The organism is Reinekea forsetii (assembly GCF_002795845.1).
In the GTDB taxonomy this organism is placed as follows: Bacteria; Pseudomonadota; Gammaproteobacteria; order Pseudomonadales; family Natronospirillaceae; genus Reinekea; species Reinekea forsetii.
This window is the reverse complement of the sequence record NZ_CP011797.1, coordinates 1446657-1463447: the sequence shown is the minus strand read 5'-3', so window position 1 is coordinate 1463447 and position 16791 is coordinate 1446657. Positions and strand designations below refer to the sequence as shown.

Annotated in this window: 17 protein-coding genes; 4 read left to right on the top strand and 13 right to left on the bottom strand. The window is 54.0% G+C overall.

What is annotated here, in order from left to right; translation table 11 throughout:
- Positions 1-149: 149 nt before the first annotated feature.
- Positions 150-1466 (top strand): glycoside hydrolase family 30 protein, encoded by a 1317-nt coding sequence (locus tag REIFOR_RS06800; protein ID WP_100256844.1) that lies wholly within the window; start codon positions 150-152, stop codon positions 1464-1466.
- Between the two features lie 211 nt (positions 1467-1677).
- Positions 1678-1908 (top strand): TIGR02647 family protein, encoded by a 231-nt coding sequence (locus REIFOR_RS06795; protein ID WP_100256843.1) that lies wholly within the window; start codon positions 1678-1680, stop codon positions 1906-1908.
- Between the two features lie 125 nt (positions 1909-2033).
- Here REIFOR_RS06795 and REIFOR_RS06790 read toward each other — a convergent pair whose 3' ends face one another.
- Both REIFOR_RS06790 and REIFOR_RS06785 read right to left on the bottom strand, forming a co-directional pair.
- Positions 2034-2720: an RES family NAD+ phosphorylase gene (locus tag REIFOR_RS06790; protein ID WP_100256842.1), complete on the bottom strand. Its 687-nt coding sequence runs from the start codon at positions 2718-2720 to the stop codon at positions 2034-2036.
- Positions 2704-3099, bottom strand: coding sequence for an antitoxin Xre-like helix-turn-helix domain-containing protein (locus REIFOR_RS06785; protein WP_100256841.1), 396 nt, complete (start codon positions 3097-3099; stop codon positions 2704-2706). The genes REIFOR_RS06790 and REIFOR_RS06785 overlap by 17 nt, the downstream gene beginning before the upstream one ends.
- A gap of 274 nt (positions 3100-3373) precedes the next feature.
- Here REIFOR_RS06785 and REIFOR_RS06780 point away from each other — a divergent pair, with 274 nt between their 5' ends.
- Positions 3374-4297: a D-2-hydroxyacid dehydrogenase gene (locus tag REIFOR_RS06780; RefSeq protein ID WP_158524312.1), complete on the top strand. Its 924-nt coding sequence runs from the start codon at positions 3374-3376 to the stop codon at positions 4295-4297.
- Positions 4298-4340: 43 nt separating this feature from the next.
- Here REIFOR_RS06780 and REIFOR_RS06775 read toward each other — a convergent pair whose 3' ends face one another.
- The 10 genes from REIFOR_RS06775 to REIFOR_RS06730 form a co-directional block, all read right to left on the bottom strand.
- A complete protein-coding gene (locus tag REIFOR_RS06775; protein WP_100256839.1) occupies positions 4341-5261 on the bottom strand; it encodes a LysR family transcriptional regulator in 921 nt (306 codons plus the stop codon).
- 121 nt (positions 5262-5382) lie between these two features.
- The gene (locus tag REIFOR_RS06770; RefSeq protein WP_100256838.1) at positions 5383-6267 is read right to left on the bottom strand and encodes a VOC family protein; all 885 of its coding nucleotides are present in this window, start codon (positions 6265-6267) and stop codon (positions 5383-5385) included.
- Positions 6264-7043 (bottom strand): serine O-acetyltransferase EpsC, encoded by a 780-nt coding sequence (epsC, locus tag REIFOR_RS06765; RefSeq protein ID WP_100256837.1) that lies wholly within the window; start codon positions 7041-7043, stop codon positions 6264-6266. Before epsC ends, REIFOR_RS06770 begins: the two co-directional genes overlap by 4 nt.
- A 153-nt stretch (positions 7044-7196) precedes the next feature.
- Entirely contained in the window at positions 7197-8738 is a 1542-nt protein-coding gene (locus REIFOR_RS06760; RefSeq protein ID WP_100256836.1) for an aldehyde dehydrogenase family protein, read from the bottom strand.
- Positions 8735-9652 (bottom strand): NAD(P)-dependent oxidoreductase, encoded by a 918-nt coding sequence (locus tag REIFOR_RS06755; RefSeq protein ID WP_227003821.1) that lies wholly within the window; start codon positions 9650-9652, stop codon positions 8735-8737. Before REIFOR_RS06755 ends, REIFOR_RS06760 begins: the two co-directional genes overlap by 4 nt.
- 217 nt (positions 9653-9869) lie before the next feature.
- Positions 9870-10424: a DUF3299 domain-containing protein gene (locus REIFOR_RS06750; RefSeq protein ID WP_100256834.1), complete on the bottom strand. Its 555-nt coding sequence runs from the start codon at positions 10422-10424 to the stop codon at positions 9870-9872.
- A 26-nt stretch (positions 10425-10450) separates the two neighbouring features.
- The gene (locus tag REIFOR_RS06745; protein ID WP_100256833.1) at positions 10451-11710 is read right to left on the bottom strand and encodes an ABC transporter permease; all 1260 of its coding nucleotides are present in this window, start codon (positions 11708-11710) and stop codon (positions 10451-10453) included.
- The gene (locus REIFOR_RS06740; RefSeq protein WP_100256832.1) at positions 11707-12411 is read right to left on the bottom strand and encodes an ABC transporter ATP-binding protein; all 705 of its coding nucleotides are present in this window, start codon (positions 12409-12411) and stop codon (positions 11707-11709) included. The genes REIFOR_RS06745 and REIFOR_RS06740 overlap by 4 nt, the downstream gene beginning before the upstream one ends.
- 39 nt (positions 12412-12450) lie before the next feature.
- Positions 12451-13134, bottom strand: coding sequence for a DUF2796 domain-containing protein (locus REIFOR_RS06735; RefSeq protein ID WP_100256831.1), 684 nt, complete (start codon positions 13132-13134; stop codon positions 12451-12453).
- A 128-nt stretch (positions 13135-13262) separates the two neighbouring features.
- Positions 13263-13643 (bottom strand): hypothetical protein, encoded by a 381-nt coding sequence (locus REIFOR_RS06730; protein WP_100256830.1) that lies wholly within the window; start codon positions 13641-13643, stop codon positions 13263-13265.
- A gap of 391 nt (positions 13644-14034) precedes the next feature.
- Here REIFOR_RS06730 and REIFOR_RS06725 point away from each other — a divergent pair, with 391 nt between their 5' ends.
- Entirely contained in the window at positions 14035-15678 is a 1644-nt protein-coding gene (locus REIFOR_RS06725; protein ID WP_145980247.1) for a hypothetical protein, read from the top strand.
- Positions 15679-15807: 129 nt separating this feature from the next.
- Here the strand turns inward: REIFOR_RS06725 and REIFOR_RS06720 are convergent, their stop codons facing one another.
- Positions 15808-16473, bottom strand: coding sequence for an RNA-binding protein (locus tag REIFOR_RS06720; protein ID WP_100256828.1), 666 nt, complete (start codon positions 16471-16473; stop codon positions 15808-15810).
- Between the last annotated feature and the right edge of the window lie 318 nt (positions 16474-16791).

Genomic DNA, 16791 nt, shown 5'->3' with positions numbered 1-16791 from the left:
GTTGCCCTAGCACCGCAATGGAAGCGGTTTCATGGCAACCCAAAAAAAATGGCAGTCGATGAAAATGCTTAATGTAAGCGCTTTCACAGAGAAAGATAACCAGCTAAGATGCTCACGTCAATCATTAAATAACCCATGAGGAAATCCCGATGTCTTGTTTTGAAACCAGCCTAGGCCGACACCCCCGGCTCACCGAAGTCGCGTTGCCAGACTGGCAGTCGCAGGGCCTCGCGACACCTGCTATCAGCCTCAATCCAGAGGTTCACTATCAACAACACATCGGCCTGGGCGGCGCCTTTACCGAGGCAGCGGCACTGAATTATCAGGCGCTGACGCCAACGGCCAAGCTCGAATTCATGACCGCCTACTTCCATCCAGACCAGGGCAGCGCCTATAACTTCTGCCGAATTCACCTAAACAGCTGCGATTTCGCTCTGGGTAACTGGGCCTGCCAGGATACCCCCGAGGGCGCCTTCTCGATTGCACACTATGAACGCGCCATTCTGCCAATGATTCGAGATGCTCAGGCCATGCTTGGGGCGAAGATCCGGCTTATGGTGTCGCCTTGGAGCCCACCGGCCTATATGAAAACCAATGGCCAAATGAACCTAGGCGGTGAGTTAAAGCCCGAATTTCAGGCGCAATGGGCCAGCCATTATGTGCAGTTTATTCAAGCGTTGCAGGCGCTCGACTTCGATATTTGGGGCCTGTCGGTACAAAATGAACCGGAAGCGACCCAGACTTGGGATTCCTGCCTCTATAGCCCAGAACAGGAACGTGATTTTATTGGCGCGTATCTCGGCCCGGCACTTCATGCAGCCGGCCTGGCCGATATCCGCGTGGTCTGCTGGGATCACAATCGGGACAATCTCTATTTGCGTGCCAGCGTGATCCTATCCGATCCGATTGCCGCGCAATATGTTTGGGGCAGTGGTTTCCACTGGTATATGGACGACTGTTTTGACAATGTCCAGGCGGTGCACGATGCCTTTCCGGACAAGCATTTGATTTTCACCGAAGGCTGCCAGGAAGGTGGCCCACACCATGGCGAATGGGCCGTAGCGGAGCGCTATGGTCGGTCGATCATCAATGATTTCCGCCACTGGACGCGAGGCTGGTTGGACTGGAATCTGCTGTTGGATAATCAGGGCGGCCCAAACCACGTCGGCAACCTGTGCTCTGCGCCGATGCTCAGCACGCCAGAGGGCGATCAGTTTGTTATTCAGCCGTCGTTTTACTATCTGCAGCACCTGTCGCCGAGGTTCATTCCCCATGGCAGTGTGCGCATCCTCTCAGCCAGTGCGACCGATAGCCTGTTGACGGTGGCCTTTAGCCGACCCGATGGCCAAATCACCTTGGTGGTGATGAATGACAGCGATCAAGACCGGCCCTGCCATATCCGCTTGCGCGGTCGCACTCTGCCCGGCCTGTGTCCGGCGCACGCCATGCAAACCTACGTGCTCTAGCAAACCCTGGCCAAGCTCAGCGGCCCAGTGCCGCCCCACCTGCTGACGGCACTGGGCCTGTTGGCTTAACAGCAAGTTAAATCCCTCAACCCGTTATCCCCATCCGATCCCCGCAATGCAGGATAAATTAATATTAGGTTGACTGGCTGAGCGTTCTGAAGCAGCCTAGACTGCGGATAGGCCCAACATAAAAACACAAAGGGACAACTCTATGACCATAACGGCTAATATGCATACAGAAATGAATCTTTTACTGCAATACCCCACCGACAGCCTAATGAGCGGCATCAAAATCAATCATGAAGCGGCACTCGATACCGTCGCCGCAGCCAAACGACTGTTCGAGAAAGGCTTTACCGACGCCGAAGACGGCGGTTATTTGACCGATGCCGGCATCGAGCTGGTTGAACACCTGCAAGTGATCAATTCCGCCTTAAAATAGCCACACAGCGCAGGTCTCCTTGCCTCGGCAAGGGGCCTTCGGGTCTCCCATGCAACCCGGCAGAGATAAGCCCAGATCTGGCCAACGTGGCTGTTTCAAACCCGACAATCGCCAGGCATGCGACGCTAAGATAATCTTTGGCTCACCAGCTCGAACACCTGCTCTATTTCATGTCCGTTCCAACAGTACTCGTAATGACCGCACTGCACCGTGTGAGTTAGGGCATTAGGTCGAAACGCGACCACACACTGCCCCCCAGCATCGCGCACACTGGGATAATAGAAACCCGCCGCACCGCCGTTGCGCCGCTGCGCCGCATAGGCCTGACTGGCCGCATACTGGGTTGAGGTGTCGAAGAAGCCGGCGAAGTCAGACGCAAACAAGGACTCCAATGCCGTTTTTGGCGCCAGGCGATTGCTATAACAACGCATTTGCACCGTGCCGGCGGGGTCGTTAGACGCGGACATAAAGCGTTGGCGATGGAAGCGGGTTTCCGCGATGGCGGTGCTTTTTGTTAGCGCCGCGTAATAGGCGCCCCGAGTGGCATCATTGAAGCGATTGTCATGGCCTATATGGGTGAAGGCCGCCATAACCGGGGTCGAGCCGGGGCCAAATATTCGCTCACCCATTGGCACCAGAGCTAAAGCACCGGCCTCATTCAAGAGCCGATCGTTGGTGTCCGATTCCAGCGCCGCCAAGGCCTCAAACTCCGGTCCGGTGGCCCACTCGAACAGGTTCACTGGGGGAAATCGGCTCGGCACCATGCGATACAGGGGTGCCTCGAGCACCACGTTCTCAACCGCGCCAGGCATCGAGCATCCTCCGGGTATCGGACAGATGACGCAAACTGCCGTCTAATAGATATTGTCGCGGGGTCATGCCATTGAAGGGCGGCAAGCTGTTGGCTCGATCGATCCAGCTATAGGCCTGCAATGAGTCGACATAGAGCAGTCTCAGCGCCTTCATGATACCCAGTAAGTAACTCACCCGGTCGAGCTGGTCACGGTTTAATCGGGTCGACTGCAGTGCAACACCCTTTCGATAGGTCGCCCGGGGCATATCGCCCATCAGCACGCGCATCTCCGCCTCGCTAAAGTGAAACCGTTCGGCCAACGCCGGCAGGGCTTTCCAGGCTGCCTGGACCTTGGCGTCGTGAGCCACCTGAGGGGTCAATAGATCGATATGGGTCATATCAAGAATCCTTTGAAATAGACACATATATACATTATGACCACAGGTGTCACTTGTCAAGCGGCCCAAGATAGGGCCCCAGCTGCGCAGCAAGGGCCTATGCTGCGCACACCCGATTAGACCGCACTTGCCCTCCTTCATTAGTAAGGTTTGTAATAAACAACCGTGCGCTCGGTGCCAATTTGTATAAGAATGGCACCTCATTTAGCCTATTGTTGCCGAACATATGAAAGCCGTTTTTTTGGATAGAGGGAGCTTCCCGCCTGAGATCGCTATGGCGCAACCGGTCGGCGTCAGCGATTGGCAGCTGTACCACAACACCCGCGCCGACCAGGTCTTAGAGCGCTGTCGCGATGCCGATATAGTCGTAACCAACAAGGTTTGCCTCGATCAGGCAATCTTAGCCGCCCTGCCCGAGCTGAAATTCATCGCGGTAGCCGCCACCGGCACCAACAACATTGACTTGGACGCCTGCCGGGCGGGCAATGTCCGCGTGGTCAACGCCACCGGCTATGGCACCGCATCGGTCGCTGAGCACGCTCTGCTGTTGATGTTGGCGCTGAGCCGCAAGTTGCCCGCCTATATGGCCGCAAATCAGCAACAACAGTGGGCTCGCAGTGATTTCTTCTGTGATCTGGTCGCCCCGATGCGAACCCTGGATGGCAAGGTATTAACCCTAGTGGGTGCCGGCACGCTGGGTAATGCCGTGGCCGACCGCGCGCGCGCCTTTGGCATGCAGGTAGTGCTCGCTGAACGGCCGCACGCCGAGACGATCCGGCCGGGTTACTGCGCCTTTGAAGCGGCCCTGGCGCAAGGCGACTTCGTGTCGCTGCATTGCCCTCTCACCGACCAGACCCACGAACTGATCAATAGTACGACCCTAGCCCTAATGAAACCGATGGCCATTTTAATTAACACCGGTCGAGGCGCCCTGGTCAATGAAGCCGATCTATTAGCGGCTCTGAGCACTGGCCAACTGGCTGGGGCCGGCCTGGATGTGGCCGCAACCGAACCGCCGGCGGCGGATCAGCTGATCTGGCAATTGGCGGCCCGCGATAATGTGCTCCTCACCCCCCATATAGCATGGGCGGCGGATGAGGCGATGAACAATTTAATAACGCAGATTAATGACAAGATCGGCCAATATATCGCCCACCACCACAACCCGGGCGAACATGCGGCACCGGTTGGGCTTTAGGTGTTGGGCTAGCTGTGAATAGAGCGCCTTATCGAGAGAGGAATCAATCCCCGCCCGATTTAAACGCCCGCATCCAAGTCTTTAGGTGTTGCAGCAACATCAAAGGACCTTCCGGTAATTGCCGCCCCAAGCGCGTAATCATATGGGCCTCACCCGAGGCGAGGATCGGATGCTCGATGGCAATAGCAAAGAGCTGACCGTCTGCCACTTCGCGCGCGACGACAAAGGCCGGCAAAAAAGTCACCCCCATCTTAGAGCGGACAAAGTGGGTCAACACCCCGATGGAGTTAGTGGTGACCTGCGGGCTCAAACGGATCCGTTCCTTAAATTCGACAATCGCCAATAACTGACGGATACCAAACTGCCCGTCCTGCAGGGCATAGGGGTATGCCTGCGCTTCGTGCAAGGTGACGGGCCGACCCAGCAGTAATAAGGGATGGCCAGGTGCAACAATTACACAGAGGGGTTGGCGCTTTTTAACTTGGGTGCGGATGCTTGGTTGGTTGGGCGGATGAAAGACCAGGCCAACGTGCGCCTGGTCCTCTTCAATCAGCCGCATAACCTTATTAGTGCCACCCGTGGTCACCGACAGCGTCAGGTTGGGGAACCTCCGATTAAATTCGGGCAAGGGGTCTGACATCAGATCACCGACAAACCCTTCGCCCACGGCTAGGTTAATGTGACCGCTTTGCAGCCCGTGCAGGCTATTGAGTTTAGACAGGCATTCTTCCTGATGGGAGCGCAATTCACGATAGTAGGTCAACACCACAGCGCCGGCTTCGGTCACGGTAACACCCGTGCGATGGCGCTCAATCAGCGTCGTCGCCAGTTCTTCTTCCAGCAGGGCAATCTGCCGGCTGACCGCGGAAGGCGAAACATTCAGTTTATCGGCCGCGGCCCGAACGGTGCCCTGCTGCACGGCTTCATATAAATACTTAACCCGCTTCTCATTGATGTCTTTCATCAAGCTCCACTGCACCTAGAACGACCCTATTCAGATCGATGAGGTTAAACGATTAGCTAATTGTCTGTCTAGCAGCTGCCCACGCCGTCCTGCAGTCCGGCGAACTGAGCAAACACTCGGCTTAGATCTCGGGGTAAATTTCAATAATGGTATTGCCGGCATAATGACCGGGAATGCGCACGCCGCCATCGTCGGTGGCCACAAAGGCGACGCCGTTCTTAACCAGCACGGCCTTGGCTTGGTCGAGCGAGGTGGTACTGACCCGGATCGCGACCCCCGAGGGCAACTGGGCATCGGTAACCGCCAGGTCAACGCCGGCAAAACGCTCTTGCGCCTTCGCTCGGGAAAGGACCTCGAATATGCCGCGATCGGTGTGCACGGTTAAATAGCCCTCTTCAAGCGTCACCGCGTTCGCGCCATAGATGCCGATAAAGCGCTCGGCCAAGGCTTCAGGTGCCGGCGCAATATAGCTCACGCCGGTAATGCCATTGGCGCCATTGGCATGGGTCATCCATTCTTTGACCCACACCAGATGGGGCTTATGCTGATGGCAGAAAAAATGGGAAATAGCCGGGACCTGTTCATTAATCAACATCACCAGCGACACCACGGCCTCTTCTTCGCTGCCATCGGGCCGATGAGCCACTCGGCGGAAGTCGACTATGCCCTGGTTATCAACGCCACGCTCGGCCATCAGCTGATGGTCGGCGCGGGCGTCTTCACTGTGTAAGGCCACCAGGGAAATACCTTCCCGGCGGGCCATGGAATTGCTGATAAAACGCCCAAAGGCGAAACCCTTCTCGTTGGTGAGGTCCAGCTTGGTGGGGTCGTACACACTGATGACCTCGATGAAATTCTCCGGGAACATCAGCAAATGGTTATCGGTGCCCCAGGGATGGTGATGGCGCGGATTGATAAAAAACCCCAGGCGTGCAAAGTCCTGGCAGGCCTTATCCATATCGCGCACGGCCACTAATGGATGATCAATACCGAGATGATTTTTCATGCTGTGTTCCCCTGGGTGTCTAATTTGTTCGAATGGGCCTGAGCCACGCTGCCAATAACCGTCTGGTGCGCTGCGACCGATTTAACCACAATCGCCCCTGCCCCCACCTTGGCGCCGGCGCCAATTTCAATATTGCCGAGGATGAGTGCGCCGGAGCCGATAAAGGCGCCCTGGCGTACCTTGGGATGACGGTCGCCCGAGCCCTTACCGGTGCCGCCGAGCGTGACGCATTGGAAGATCGTGACATCATCTTCGATCACCGCCGTCTCGCCGACCACGATGCCCACCGCATGGTCGATAAAGATACCCGCGCCGACCTGCGCCGCCGGATGAATATCGACGCCGTAGAGGGTGACCACTCGGCCCTGCATATAGCTGGCCAGCGGCCGATCGCCCTGCTGCCAACAGGCGTGAGCCAAGCGGTAAGACTGCAGCGCCTGATAGCCGCCAAAATGCAGCAATGGCGTATAGTGATCTTTAACCGAAGCATTGCTTTGCAGCTGACAGGACAGGTCTTTTAGGGCTGCCATTTCGATATCAGGGTGATCCGCCATTAGGTCGAGTACTAACAAGTGCCATTGACCGATTTGCGCCTCACCATCGGACAATTTAACGGCTAAAATATAGGCCAAGGCCTGGCCAAAGTTCTCGTGCTGGAGAATATTGCGCCGATAAAAATCACTCAGTAGCGGAAATTGGCCCGCGTCACGGGTCGCTTCGGCCCGAATGGTGTGCCACAGTTGTGCCAAGTCGACTGCTCTATGGTAGTCCGTCATGTTCAAACCTCACTCTTAACCTAACCAACCTATCAAACCGCAGTAACAATTCACAGTGACAATTCACAGTGACAAACCACAGTTAAAAACCACAGTACCCCAAGATCGGGCGGCCCAAGAACTCGCAGCAGACGCAGGCAAAACATGGATCGATCATTCGACCGAATAGCCAAATTGTGTCGCTGGGTCCCGGGCGGTCTCGACCCATACACTCTTGGTTCGAGTGTATTCCAGCAGCCCTTCATAGCCACTGGAGCGGCCATAGCCGCTTTGGCCAAAGCCTCCAAAGGGCGACATCACATTGATCGCCTTATAGCAGTTAACCCAAAAGGTGCCGGCGTTGACCTGGGCGGCCAGACGATGGGCCCGGCCCACATCGGCGGTCCACACGGCGCCGCCGAGGCCGAACCGGCTGTCATTGGCGATACCAATGGCGTCGTCTTCGTCATCGAAGGGAATCACCGACAGCACCGGACCAAAAATTTCTTCCTGGGCGACGCGCATACGATTGTCGACATCGGCCAAGACAGTGGGTTGGAAAAAATAACCGTTCTGACCACCTGCAACCTGGGCACGTTGGCCGCCGGCCGCAATCACCGCACCGGCTCGCACCCCATCTGCGACCAGCGACTCAACGTGCTTAAACTGGGTTTCATTATTGATCGGGCCAATCAAGGTCTGTTCTGACCAGGGCAGCCCGACCTCTAACTTGCGGGCGGCATTGGCCACCCGCTCGACCACCTGGCTATAGATGCTGCGCTGCACCAGCAGGCGCGAGCCCGATACACAGCTCTGCCCGGCTGCGGCAAACACCGCCGCTTGGGCACCGACCACGGCCCGATCGATGTCGGCATCGGCGAAGACAATATTGGCCGACTTGCCGCCCAGTTCGAGCACGCAAGGGATCACCCGCAGTGCTGCGGCACCGGCGATGGCCGCACCGGTTTTGGGTGAACCGACAAAAATCACCTTGGCCGTGGCGCGGTGGGCGATCGCCGCCGCACCGGTGGTCTGGCCATAGCCATTAATGACATTGACCAGACCGGATGGCACGCCGGCATCCTCAATGAGCTTGGCCAGCACCGTCGACGTGAGCGGAGTCAATTCAGAGGGCTTAAGCATGACGGCATTGCCGGCACAGATTGCCGGGGCAATTTGCCAACCGGCGGTAAAGACCGGGGCGTTCCAGGGGGTGATCTGGGTGACCACACCATAGGGTTCGTGACGGGTATAGTTTAGATGACTGGTCGGCACGGCAATCACCTGGCCGGTCAGCTTGTCGCACCAGCCGGCGTAGTATTCAAACATTTCCGCTACCTTGGTGACCTCAACTCGGCAATCGCGCACCGGCTTGCCGGCCGAGATCGATTCCAGCTGGGCCAGCTGTTCCGTGGCCGCGCGCACCTGCACACTGCAGCTCCACATCAGGCGCGCCCGAGCACTGGCCGCCAGGCCCCACCAGATAATTTGGGCTTTCAGCGCCGCCTCGGCCGCAGCCTCGACCACCGAATCCCCGGCGTCCTTATAGGTCAAAAACACCTCAGCGGTCGCGGGATTGATCAGGTTGATGGACGCACCCGTACCCGGCACCAGTTCACCGCCAATCCAACTGCCAAATTCAGCGTCGATGGTAAAAAACGTGGCCAGCAAGGCCGCTACTTCTGCGCGGCCAGAGTGTGTCAGCACAATACTCATAGCAGATCCCCTGGCGCGACGGTTTTAACAATGCAGTTGAAGTCATCCTGATCCGCAAGAGTCGCCTCGCTGGCCGCCCACTGCGCGCCAACCAATTGGGCTAGGGGCAGCTCCAAGCCAGTCTGTTCAATCAGTTCCAGCGCCAAGCGCAAGTCTTTGCGCATCAGTTGCATGGTAAAGCCAGAATCGAAGCCCTCGTTGAGGATCCAGCGCGGAAAATTGACCTCGCTGATGGCACTGCGACCGGAGCCGGCGTTTAGGCCGTCCAATAAGGCCGCGGGATCCAGCCCCGCCTTGCGCCCGAGCGCGACGGCTTCGGCGGTACTGACCAGATGGGCAGCACAGAGCAGGTTATTGATCAGCTTGGCCGCATGACCGTTGCCCGACGGACCGAGGTGGACCACCTTTGAGCTCAGCGCATCGAGAAAGGGTTGAGCGCGCACCAGATCGGCCTCAACGCCACCCACTAGCATTACCATGGTGCCGCCTGCGGCACCGGCGGGGCCACCACTGACCGGTGCATCGAGTAGCGCCAGACCTCGCTCGGCCAGGCTTTTAGCCAGGGACCGGGTGACATCGGGCTCAGAGGTCGAGGTATCAATCACCAGGGTATGGGCTTGGGCACAGTTCAGCACACCCTGTTCACCCAACAACACCTCTTGCACCTGCTTAGCCGCCGGAAGTGACAGCAGAATCACATCGACCTGCTCGCACAGGGCGGCAATGCTCTCGACCACCGCCACACCCAGCGCGCGCGCCGAGGCCTGTTGGGCCACACCCAGATCGGTCCCGTAAACCTTGAAACCGTTACGCAGCAGTGTCTGGCACATACCGTTGCCCATGTTGCCCAGGCCTATAACACCTATTGTTTGTTGACTCATCTGGTATTGCCTCCGCTGATGTGCGCTGTTGATACCCCAAACAGCCTGTTGATCTCATTCTCGACCAAACAATGTTTAAGAACAACGCTACAGCAATAGCGTTCTGTTGCTTTTTTAGCAACAGTAATCATGGAATAGGCAGGTTGGGTTTACGTCAAGTGACTGGAATTGGCAGATTGGGGCGAGACTCGAACTTGAACGGTTGTGGTCAGGCAAGGTTCTATGCCCCTCACCCTGGCCTTCTAGTCGATTAGATGTAGGGCTCGACCGAGTCCCCATACAGGGTATACCCGGCGGCACCCAGCTCCGAGTCCATGCGTTCAACCCGCATCAGCCCGTTGACATAGACTGGGTAGTATATGTCATCAATCTGCACACCCTCCTGCAAAATAACATAGACAATCTGATTAGGTGGCGGTGGCGGGCTGTGAATACAGGCACCATAGTAAGGCACTAACAAAAAGTGGGTTATTTTGTCGCCGTCAAACTCCAATGGCACCACGAAACCGGGGATCTTAATCCGCGTTTCATTGTATTCCTTGGTCACGGGTGCATTGTCTTGCAAGAACTGTAATTGGGCATACAGCGCATCGGCTTCGGCACCGCCACTTTGCAGAATCTCGCTATCGTATTGCTCGATCAGGTTATTTTGCAGCGCTTCCAAATCATAGTCGGCAGGAATAAGTTGCTCCCAACTGACCGGAATATAGTCCTGTTGTTTAGCGACGGCGACACCGATAGTAAGGGCCGTTATTGCCAAAAGACACAATGTGACAACACTCAACTTATGCAATTTCTTAAACATTCTGCTTCCTTAGTAAGGGTTGATTTTTAAAGGTTAGCGCTGAGCCCGTCGCTGAGCGATTGTCGATAGGCGCGATAGCCGGGCAAAACACCGAGTACCGTAGCGGTCAACAGAAAACCGAGTAAAATGTATATCATGCTTTCATTCGGCCAACCCACCGTTAGCGCAATGCCATAGTGAGATTGCACATAGGCATTGGCCAACAACATCATAACAGTGTGCAAGATATAGCCCGTAATGAGACCCACTACACCGTAAAAGCCCGACTCAATCATCAGCAACCCAAGCAATGTTTCGCGCCTCGCGCCTAAGGCGCGGAAGATCGCAATCTCCCGGCGTCGCTCGTTCAAGGTGGCAATAATAACGGTGACCATGCCAATTAAACCGGTAATAATCACCATAATCGAAACCGCTAGCAAAGCATTTTCGGCGATCGCAATGAGCTGCCAAAGTTCTTGTAACGCAGCGCCTGGAATGACCGCGAGCAAGGGCTCTGAACTGAAATCGTTGACCAAGCGTTGAAACGAAAACACCTTTAACCGGGACGTCATGCCAAGCAAGAAAACCGTGATTGCCTCGGGCTCGAGGTCCATCGCTAAGGTGTCAGCAACACTGGTAGCCTTACCTTGCCGTTTCACCCCTGATTGCCAATCGACATGCAACGCGGTTATACCTTCCAACGGTATATGCAATGACTTATCGACAGGCGTGCCCGTCGGGACGAGTATGCCTACCACCTTGAACGGTCTATCATCATGTTTTTCGAAGGAGGTACTGCCCGTGCCGTGGCCAACGACGATGTTATCGCCAATATTGTAGTCTAACTGGCTGGCAACTTCGGCCCCCAGAACCACTTCGAAGACATCATTAAACCAAACGCCCTGTTGCACTTCGATGGCACGCTGGCGGCCATATTGGTAGTGCAGCAAATAATCGTCATTGGTGCCAATCACTCGATAACCGCGATGCGAGTCACCCAGCGAGATTGGAATGGTCCAAGCAATGTCTGGATGGCTTTTTAATTCTTGATAGCTGAGCCAGCTGATATTATTGGTCGCATTGCCCATGCGAAATACCGAATAGAGCAATAAATTCAAACTGCCGGTGCGAGCACCCACGAGTAGGTCAGAACCGGATAGCGTATTGGAAAAACTGTTTCGGGTATCGCTGCGAATGCGGTCAACACTTAATAACAGGCAAACGCTTATCGATACCATGAGCAAGGTCAGCAGAGCTGTTGTTTTGCGATTCCATAAACTCTTTAGGGCTAAATGAGTCCAATTCATAGGTCACTACCTGCTGGAGATGTTTGCAGTGCAAAGGAAGTATCAAAGTACGGCAATAAATTCAGGTCGTGACTGACAAAAACAAGCGAACTACCAATACTGCTGCACTGATCGACCAACACGGCCATGAAGTTATCGACATTCTTTTGATCGAGTGATGAGGTCGGCTCGTCTGCAATGATTATTTCCGGCGACCCTATCAATGCTCTGGCTGCTGCAACACGTTGTTGTTGACCAACGCTCAAGCGAGAAATCTTTTCTTGAAACAAATTCTCCGGAACTTTCAACTGCGTGAGCCAGTGTTTAGCTTCATCAATTAGGGCTATTGAATGACGTGAATGTCCACGTCTGCGTAGTGCGGATATTTTGATCGGCAGCAATACATTCTCCAGGACCGATAAATACGGCAATAAATTAAATTGCTGGAAAATATAGCCTAGGTGATCGGATCGAATTCGGTCCCGTTTACGATTACTGAGGCTAGAAAAGGGTTGGCCAAGTAGTTTGACCTCACCGCGTTGCGCGACCAGCACACCACTGAGGATATTCAACAAGGTGCTCTTACCGCTGCCGCTGGCTCCGTGAATAAACAGGGATTTACCGAGCGGTAGCGACAGCGATGGGATATCGAGCGTTGCGGGCGTGTTCTTTTGCCATGAAAAGGCAAGATCACACAGTTCAAAAGCATAGGCTGATGTCATTAATAACTTCGGGGAGCTATGCTCCCCGCCTCTTAATAATTAAAATGAAATGACAGAGTTTCCAGGTGACAATTCAATAGAACCTTGGCCAGCGTCCATTATGAAATCTACGTCTAAATCGGTAAGGTTTTCAAAGTACGAAAACAGCGGGAACTCCACCTTACGCACTAGCAGCGGGTTCTCGCAGCTATAAGTCCAGCTTGCTTCGATATCTGAATGACCGGAGTCATTTTCGTGGTCATTTTCGTGGTCATTTTCGTGGTCATCTTCATCATCTGAATGGTCGGACTCGCTGCCATGATCGTCTTCATCATCCGAATGGTCGGACTCGCTGCCATGATCGTCTTCATCATCCGAATGGTCAGAATCACTATCATGATCATCCTCATCGCTATGTGACGCTTCGAACAGGCCTGAGGATATGTCGACGTTGACTAACTGGCATTTGGCGGCTGCAGGAAAGGTAAAGAGCATAGAGCCCATTTTTAGCTGAGCCAGCATTAAGGCAACCTTTTCTTCTTCGTTGGCATTACTGGGGGTGTGCTCAAATCCAACTATATTGAATGCAGGGGAGTCTAACTCCATCTGAATCAACTTGCCTTGCTGTGCCATGCCTAGCATCGCCGCACCGTGTTCATGCGCATCGTGTTGACGGTTTTCTTCCGCATTGAGGGGATTAATACTAACGGCAACGAGGGCCGTGCTTAAGAATAGTCGTTTCATTTTCTAGCCTATTTTTTGCTATTGACAACTCACTACACTGCGTCAATAACACAGCCTAAAGATGTCCATAGGAGTTCATTTACGATCTGTTGTCATCGATGGGTGATGCGATTAATCGGAACTGTTGCTTAGGCTTTAAATGGCGGTGCGCGGATGGGCGTGGCGAGATTGGTAGTGAAGGTCACAACGTGGCGATCACGCTGAGTATTTATGCACCGAGAGGGGCTTGGCGCAAACACCGCATAACCATTGTTTGGTAAAGCGACGGTGTGAATGGCGTGAAAGGCTTCGCAGTTTGTTATGCTGGTTTCTTGATCGTCATGGGTCTGACTGGACTCATGCAAAGAGGCCATTTCGTGATGGTCATGTATATGACCGAGCTCGTGCACAGACGCTCTTTCGTGTTTGTCTTGTATATGACCGAGCTGATGCACAGGCACCATGATGTTGTTCGACATAAAAACGCCAAACATCAACATAAAGACTAAGGTGCGAAAATGGGCCGTCATTTACTGCAGTCGTCAACAAAATTGAGGCTGAGTACATTACTATGATGAAATCGAAAAAGAAAGTCTCGTTCGGCAATCCTGGGCTATATATCGGACCCATTCCAGATTTGAGCATTTTACCTACAGGTGGCGCCTGGAGAGCAAAAATGCACCCGTCAAGTTTTACCAACCAGCTCACTGTATCGTAAAAATTCGACCTTTTTCCCGCCTAATACTGTCAAGTTTCTTTACATTTCGCCCCGGCTCGAAATAGCATTACCAGCTGACGGGGACGTATTTCTGCCCCTCTAACCTTTCAGCGTCTCCCGCCTTTCACACCAGACTCGGCAGTAATCCGTATAGGGTTCAGGGCCTCTTAACTTCATCAATTCGCTTCGCATGAGGTAATCCCATGAACAGTCAAAAACACCTTAGATCTATCGGTAAGATGTTCCTTTTGTTACTCAGTGGCGTATTTCTCACTCTCGCCAACCTCTCAAACTTACCCAATCCACTTAACTCTGTGCCGCCGTTTAGGCTGGGCCAACTGCTGTCCACGGCAAGCGCCGAGGTCGCCACTGGGTTTCCGGCGGTATTCGATGATTTAGTGACCCAGGGAGAAGACTTATTCTTCAACGAGACCTTCGCCGGCAATGGCCGGACCTGCGGCACCTGTCATCCGGCCACCGAAAACTTCACCCTTACGGCCGACTTTATTGCCACCCTGGCTCCCGACGATCCGCTCTTCGTCGCCGAATTCATCCCCGCGTTGATGTTTGGGGCACTGGAAAATTTGGATGCCCAAGGCAGGCCGCAGCGCTTTGAAAATCCTGCGCTGATGCGCGCCTTTGGTTTAATTACCGAAAATCAGGATGGCATGGGTGATATGGAGAGGCGCTTCAATATGCGTTCGATTCCCCACAACATTGGCCTGAGCGCGTCCATCTTGACCCCCGCAGACGGTCTCACCCCGCCCGATGACCGGACCGGCTGGTCCGGAGATGGCGCGCCCATTGGCACCATCGATGGCATCCCAGCCACGGGTCGGTTAGAAAATTTTTTACTCGGGGCCATAGTGCAACACTACCCGCTCACCTTGCGGCGCAGTTTTGCTGGTCCTAATCCCGATTTTCGCAGCCCAACCCAGGCCGAGCTCGATGCCTTGGCGGCCTTTTTACTCGACTTGGGACGGCAACAGGATCCGGTCTTGTTGGCCGGTGCCGCCGATGAATTGATCCTCAAAGATGCTGGTGCAGAGGCCGGCAAGGTGTTATTTCGCGATGGCGTCGCGGGCGGCACTACAAGCTGCGCGGCCTGCCATATCAATGCCGGGGCCAATGCCGATGTAACCGGCAGCACGCCGGCGAATCGCAATTTCGATACCGGCATTGAACAATTTTTACAAAACCGGCTGAATGACCCGACGGTGACCGTGGTGGGCGAACCGCGACCCGTCGATGGTGGTTTTGGCACCAATCCTGCCGGTGACTTCACCACCCTGCTCGCCCAGCCGGGCTTCGAGAATGAGAATTTCGGCGATCTAACCTTTAATACACCCAGTGTAATCGAAGCGGCCGACACGCCACCTTTCTTCCACAACAATGCGATTGCCACCTTGGAGGACAGTATTCGATTTTACAATTCCATTGAGTTCCAGCAGGCCAGCGACATGGCTATTCCCTTTAATGAGGTACAGGTCGCCCAGGTCGCCAATTTCTTGCGCGTAATCAACGCACTCGACAATATCGACAACCGGATCCTACGCCAAGCCGATCGGGCCTTGCTGGCCTTGGCGCACCAACCGACCCCCAATGCGGTTATCGACCGTATTCTATTGATTATGATCAGCGACGTGGACGATATCAGCACGGTGCTCAATGACGGCGGCCTGCACAACAGCGGGGGCTTACCGGTAAATGCCATCAAGCGTCTCGACCAGGCGAACAAACGCCTGCAACAGGCGATGAACACCAGTGCGTCCGTGACTGCACGGACCCATCACGTTGAGGTCGCCGAAGCGGAATTGCTGGCAGTACGAGGATTGTTGAGATACTAGCAGGGCAGCGTTTGTGCGTCTTGCGAGCCCAACGCTGGGTGAACGAAGATCGGAATAGAGTTTGGCCTCGTGCTGCGCGCTGGGCTGGCACTTCTTGGCCGGCGAAGCTGAGTCGCCCGGGTGCTGGCCTTAAGCGACCGAGCTGGGTACCGGTTCGGCAGTGCTATTACAGCGCGTTAACCAATGCAGGATGTCATTGGCCGTGGTCATCACTGCGTCAAAGTCTTCAATGTCGTTTAGGGCGCTGTTAAACCAATCATTCCAGCCTATCAGGTCGGTTTCGGTCAATTGAGCCTGAGCAAAAAAGCTCAGGTGATCGCCGCTAAATGATTGGCTAAAGTGACTCTTAAGGTGTCGTTCGATAAGCCCAAATGCTTTGGACATTCTGCCCATCGAGTAGACCAGTCCATACCAGTTGACCGGGGTCTTACGCCAAAAAGGAAAGGCAGGGCCCAAGGTCGCTTGTTGGTCCGGTGACATTTGAATGTAGCTAAAGTGCTTATTCAAGGCCCGTAGATCGTCTTGAGCAAAACGGCACCGGTCTGCTGAGAGTGCGGCAAGTGGCGCATCATTAGGCCGATGCAGTTGTTCCAATAGTTCAAGCGTGCGCCAGCATTGCACCCAAATTTCCAATGCTTGAAAATAGCGCCGTTCGGTCAGAGTATCGGCTAACAATGATTGCATAAAATGGCTGTCGGCATTCAACGTGCGGCTATCTTGGGTATATTGATCGATACGACCAATGGAATCGAGTTGATTCTGGGGCGGATTAACATCGGACTGTTCAACGATCATGTTTAAATACCTCGAATTTTTTGTTGGCTGCGATACTTCAACATCGTTTATGAATTTAAAGCACCGAACAAACAAATCCTGGGCTATTACTTTAGAATTTCAGAAAGATACTTTTATTTTCTTGTGAATTCTATAGTGTCACATTTAGGTTTAAATTTATTATGCTGTGCATCCTATATTCAATTTGAAACACATGCATTCCTTATTTCCATAACTGAATATTTTAAATTTTTAGTATCACTTCCTTTATCTTTAATATCATTTTTATTTCAAATAATTCGTCCAACTTCTGTGCCCCATTCTAAAAATTGCCTTCGT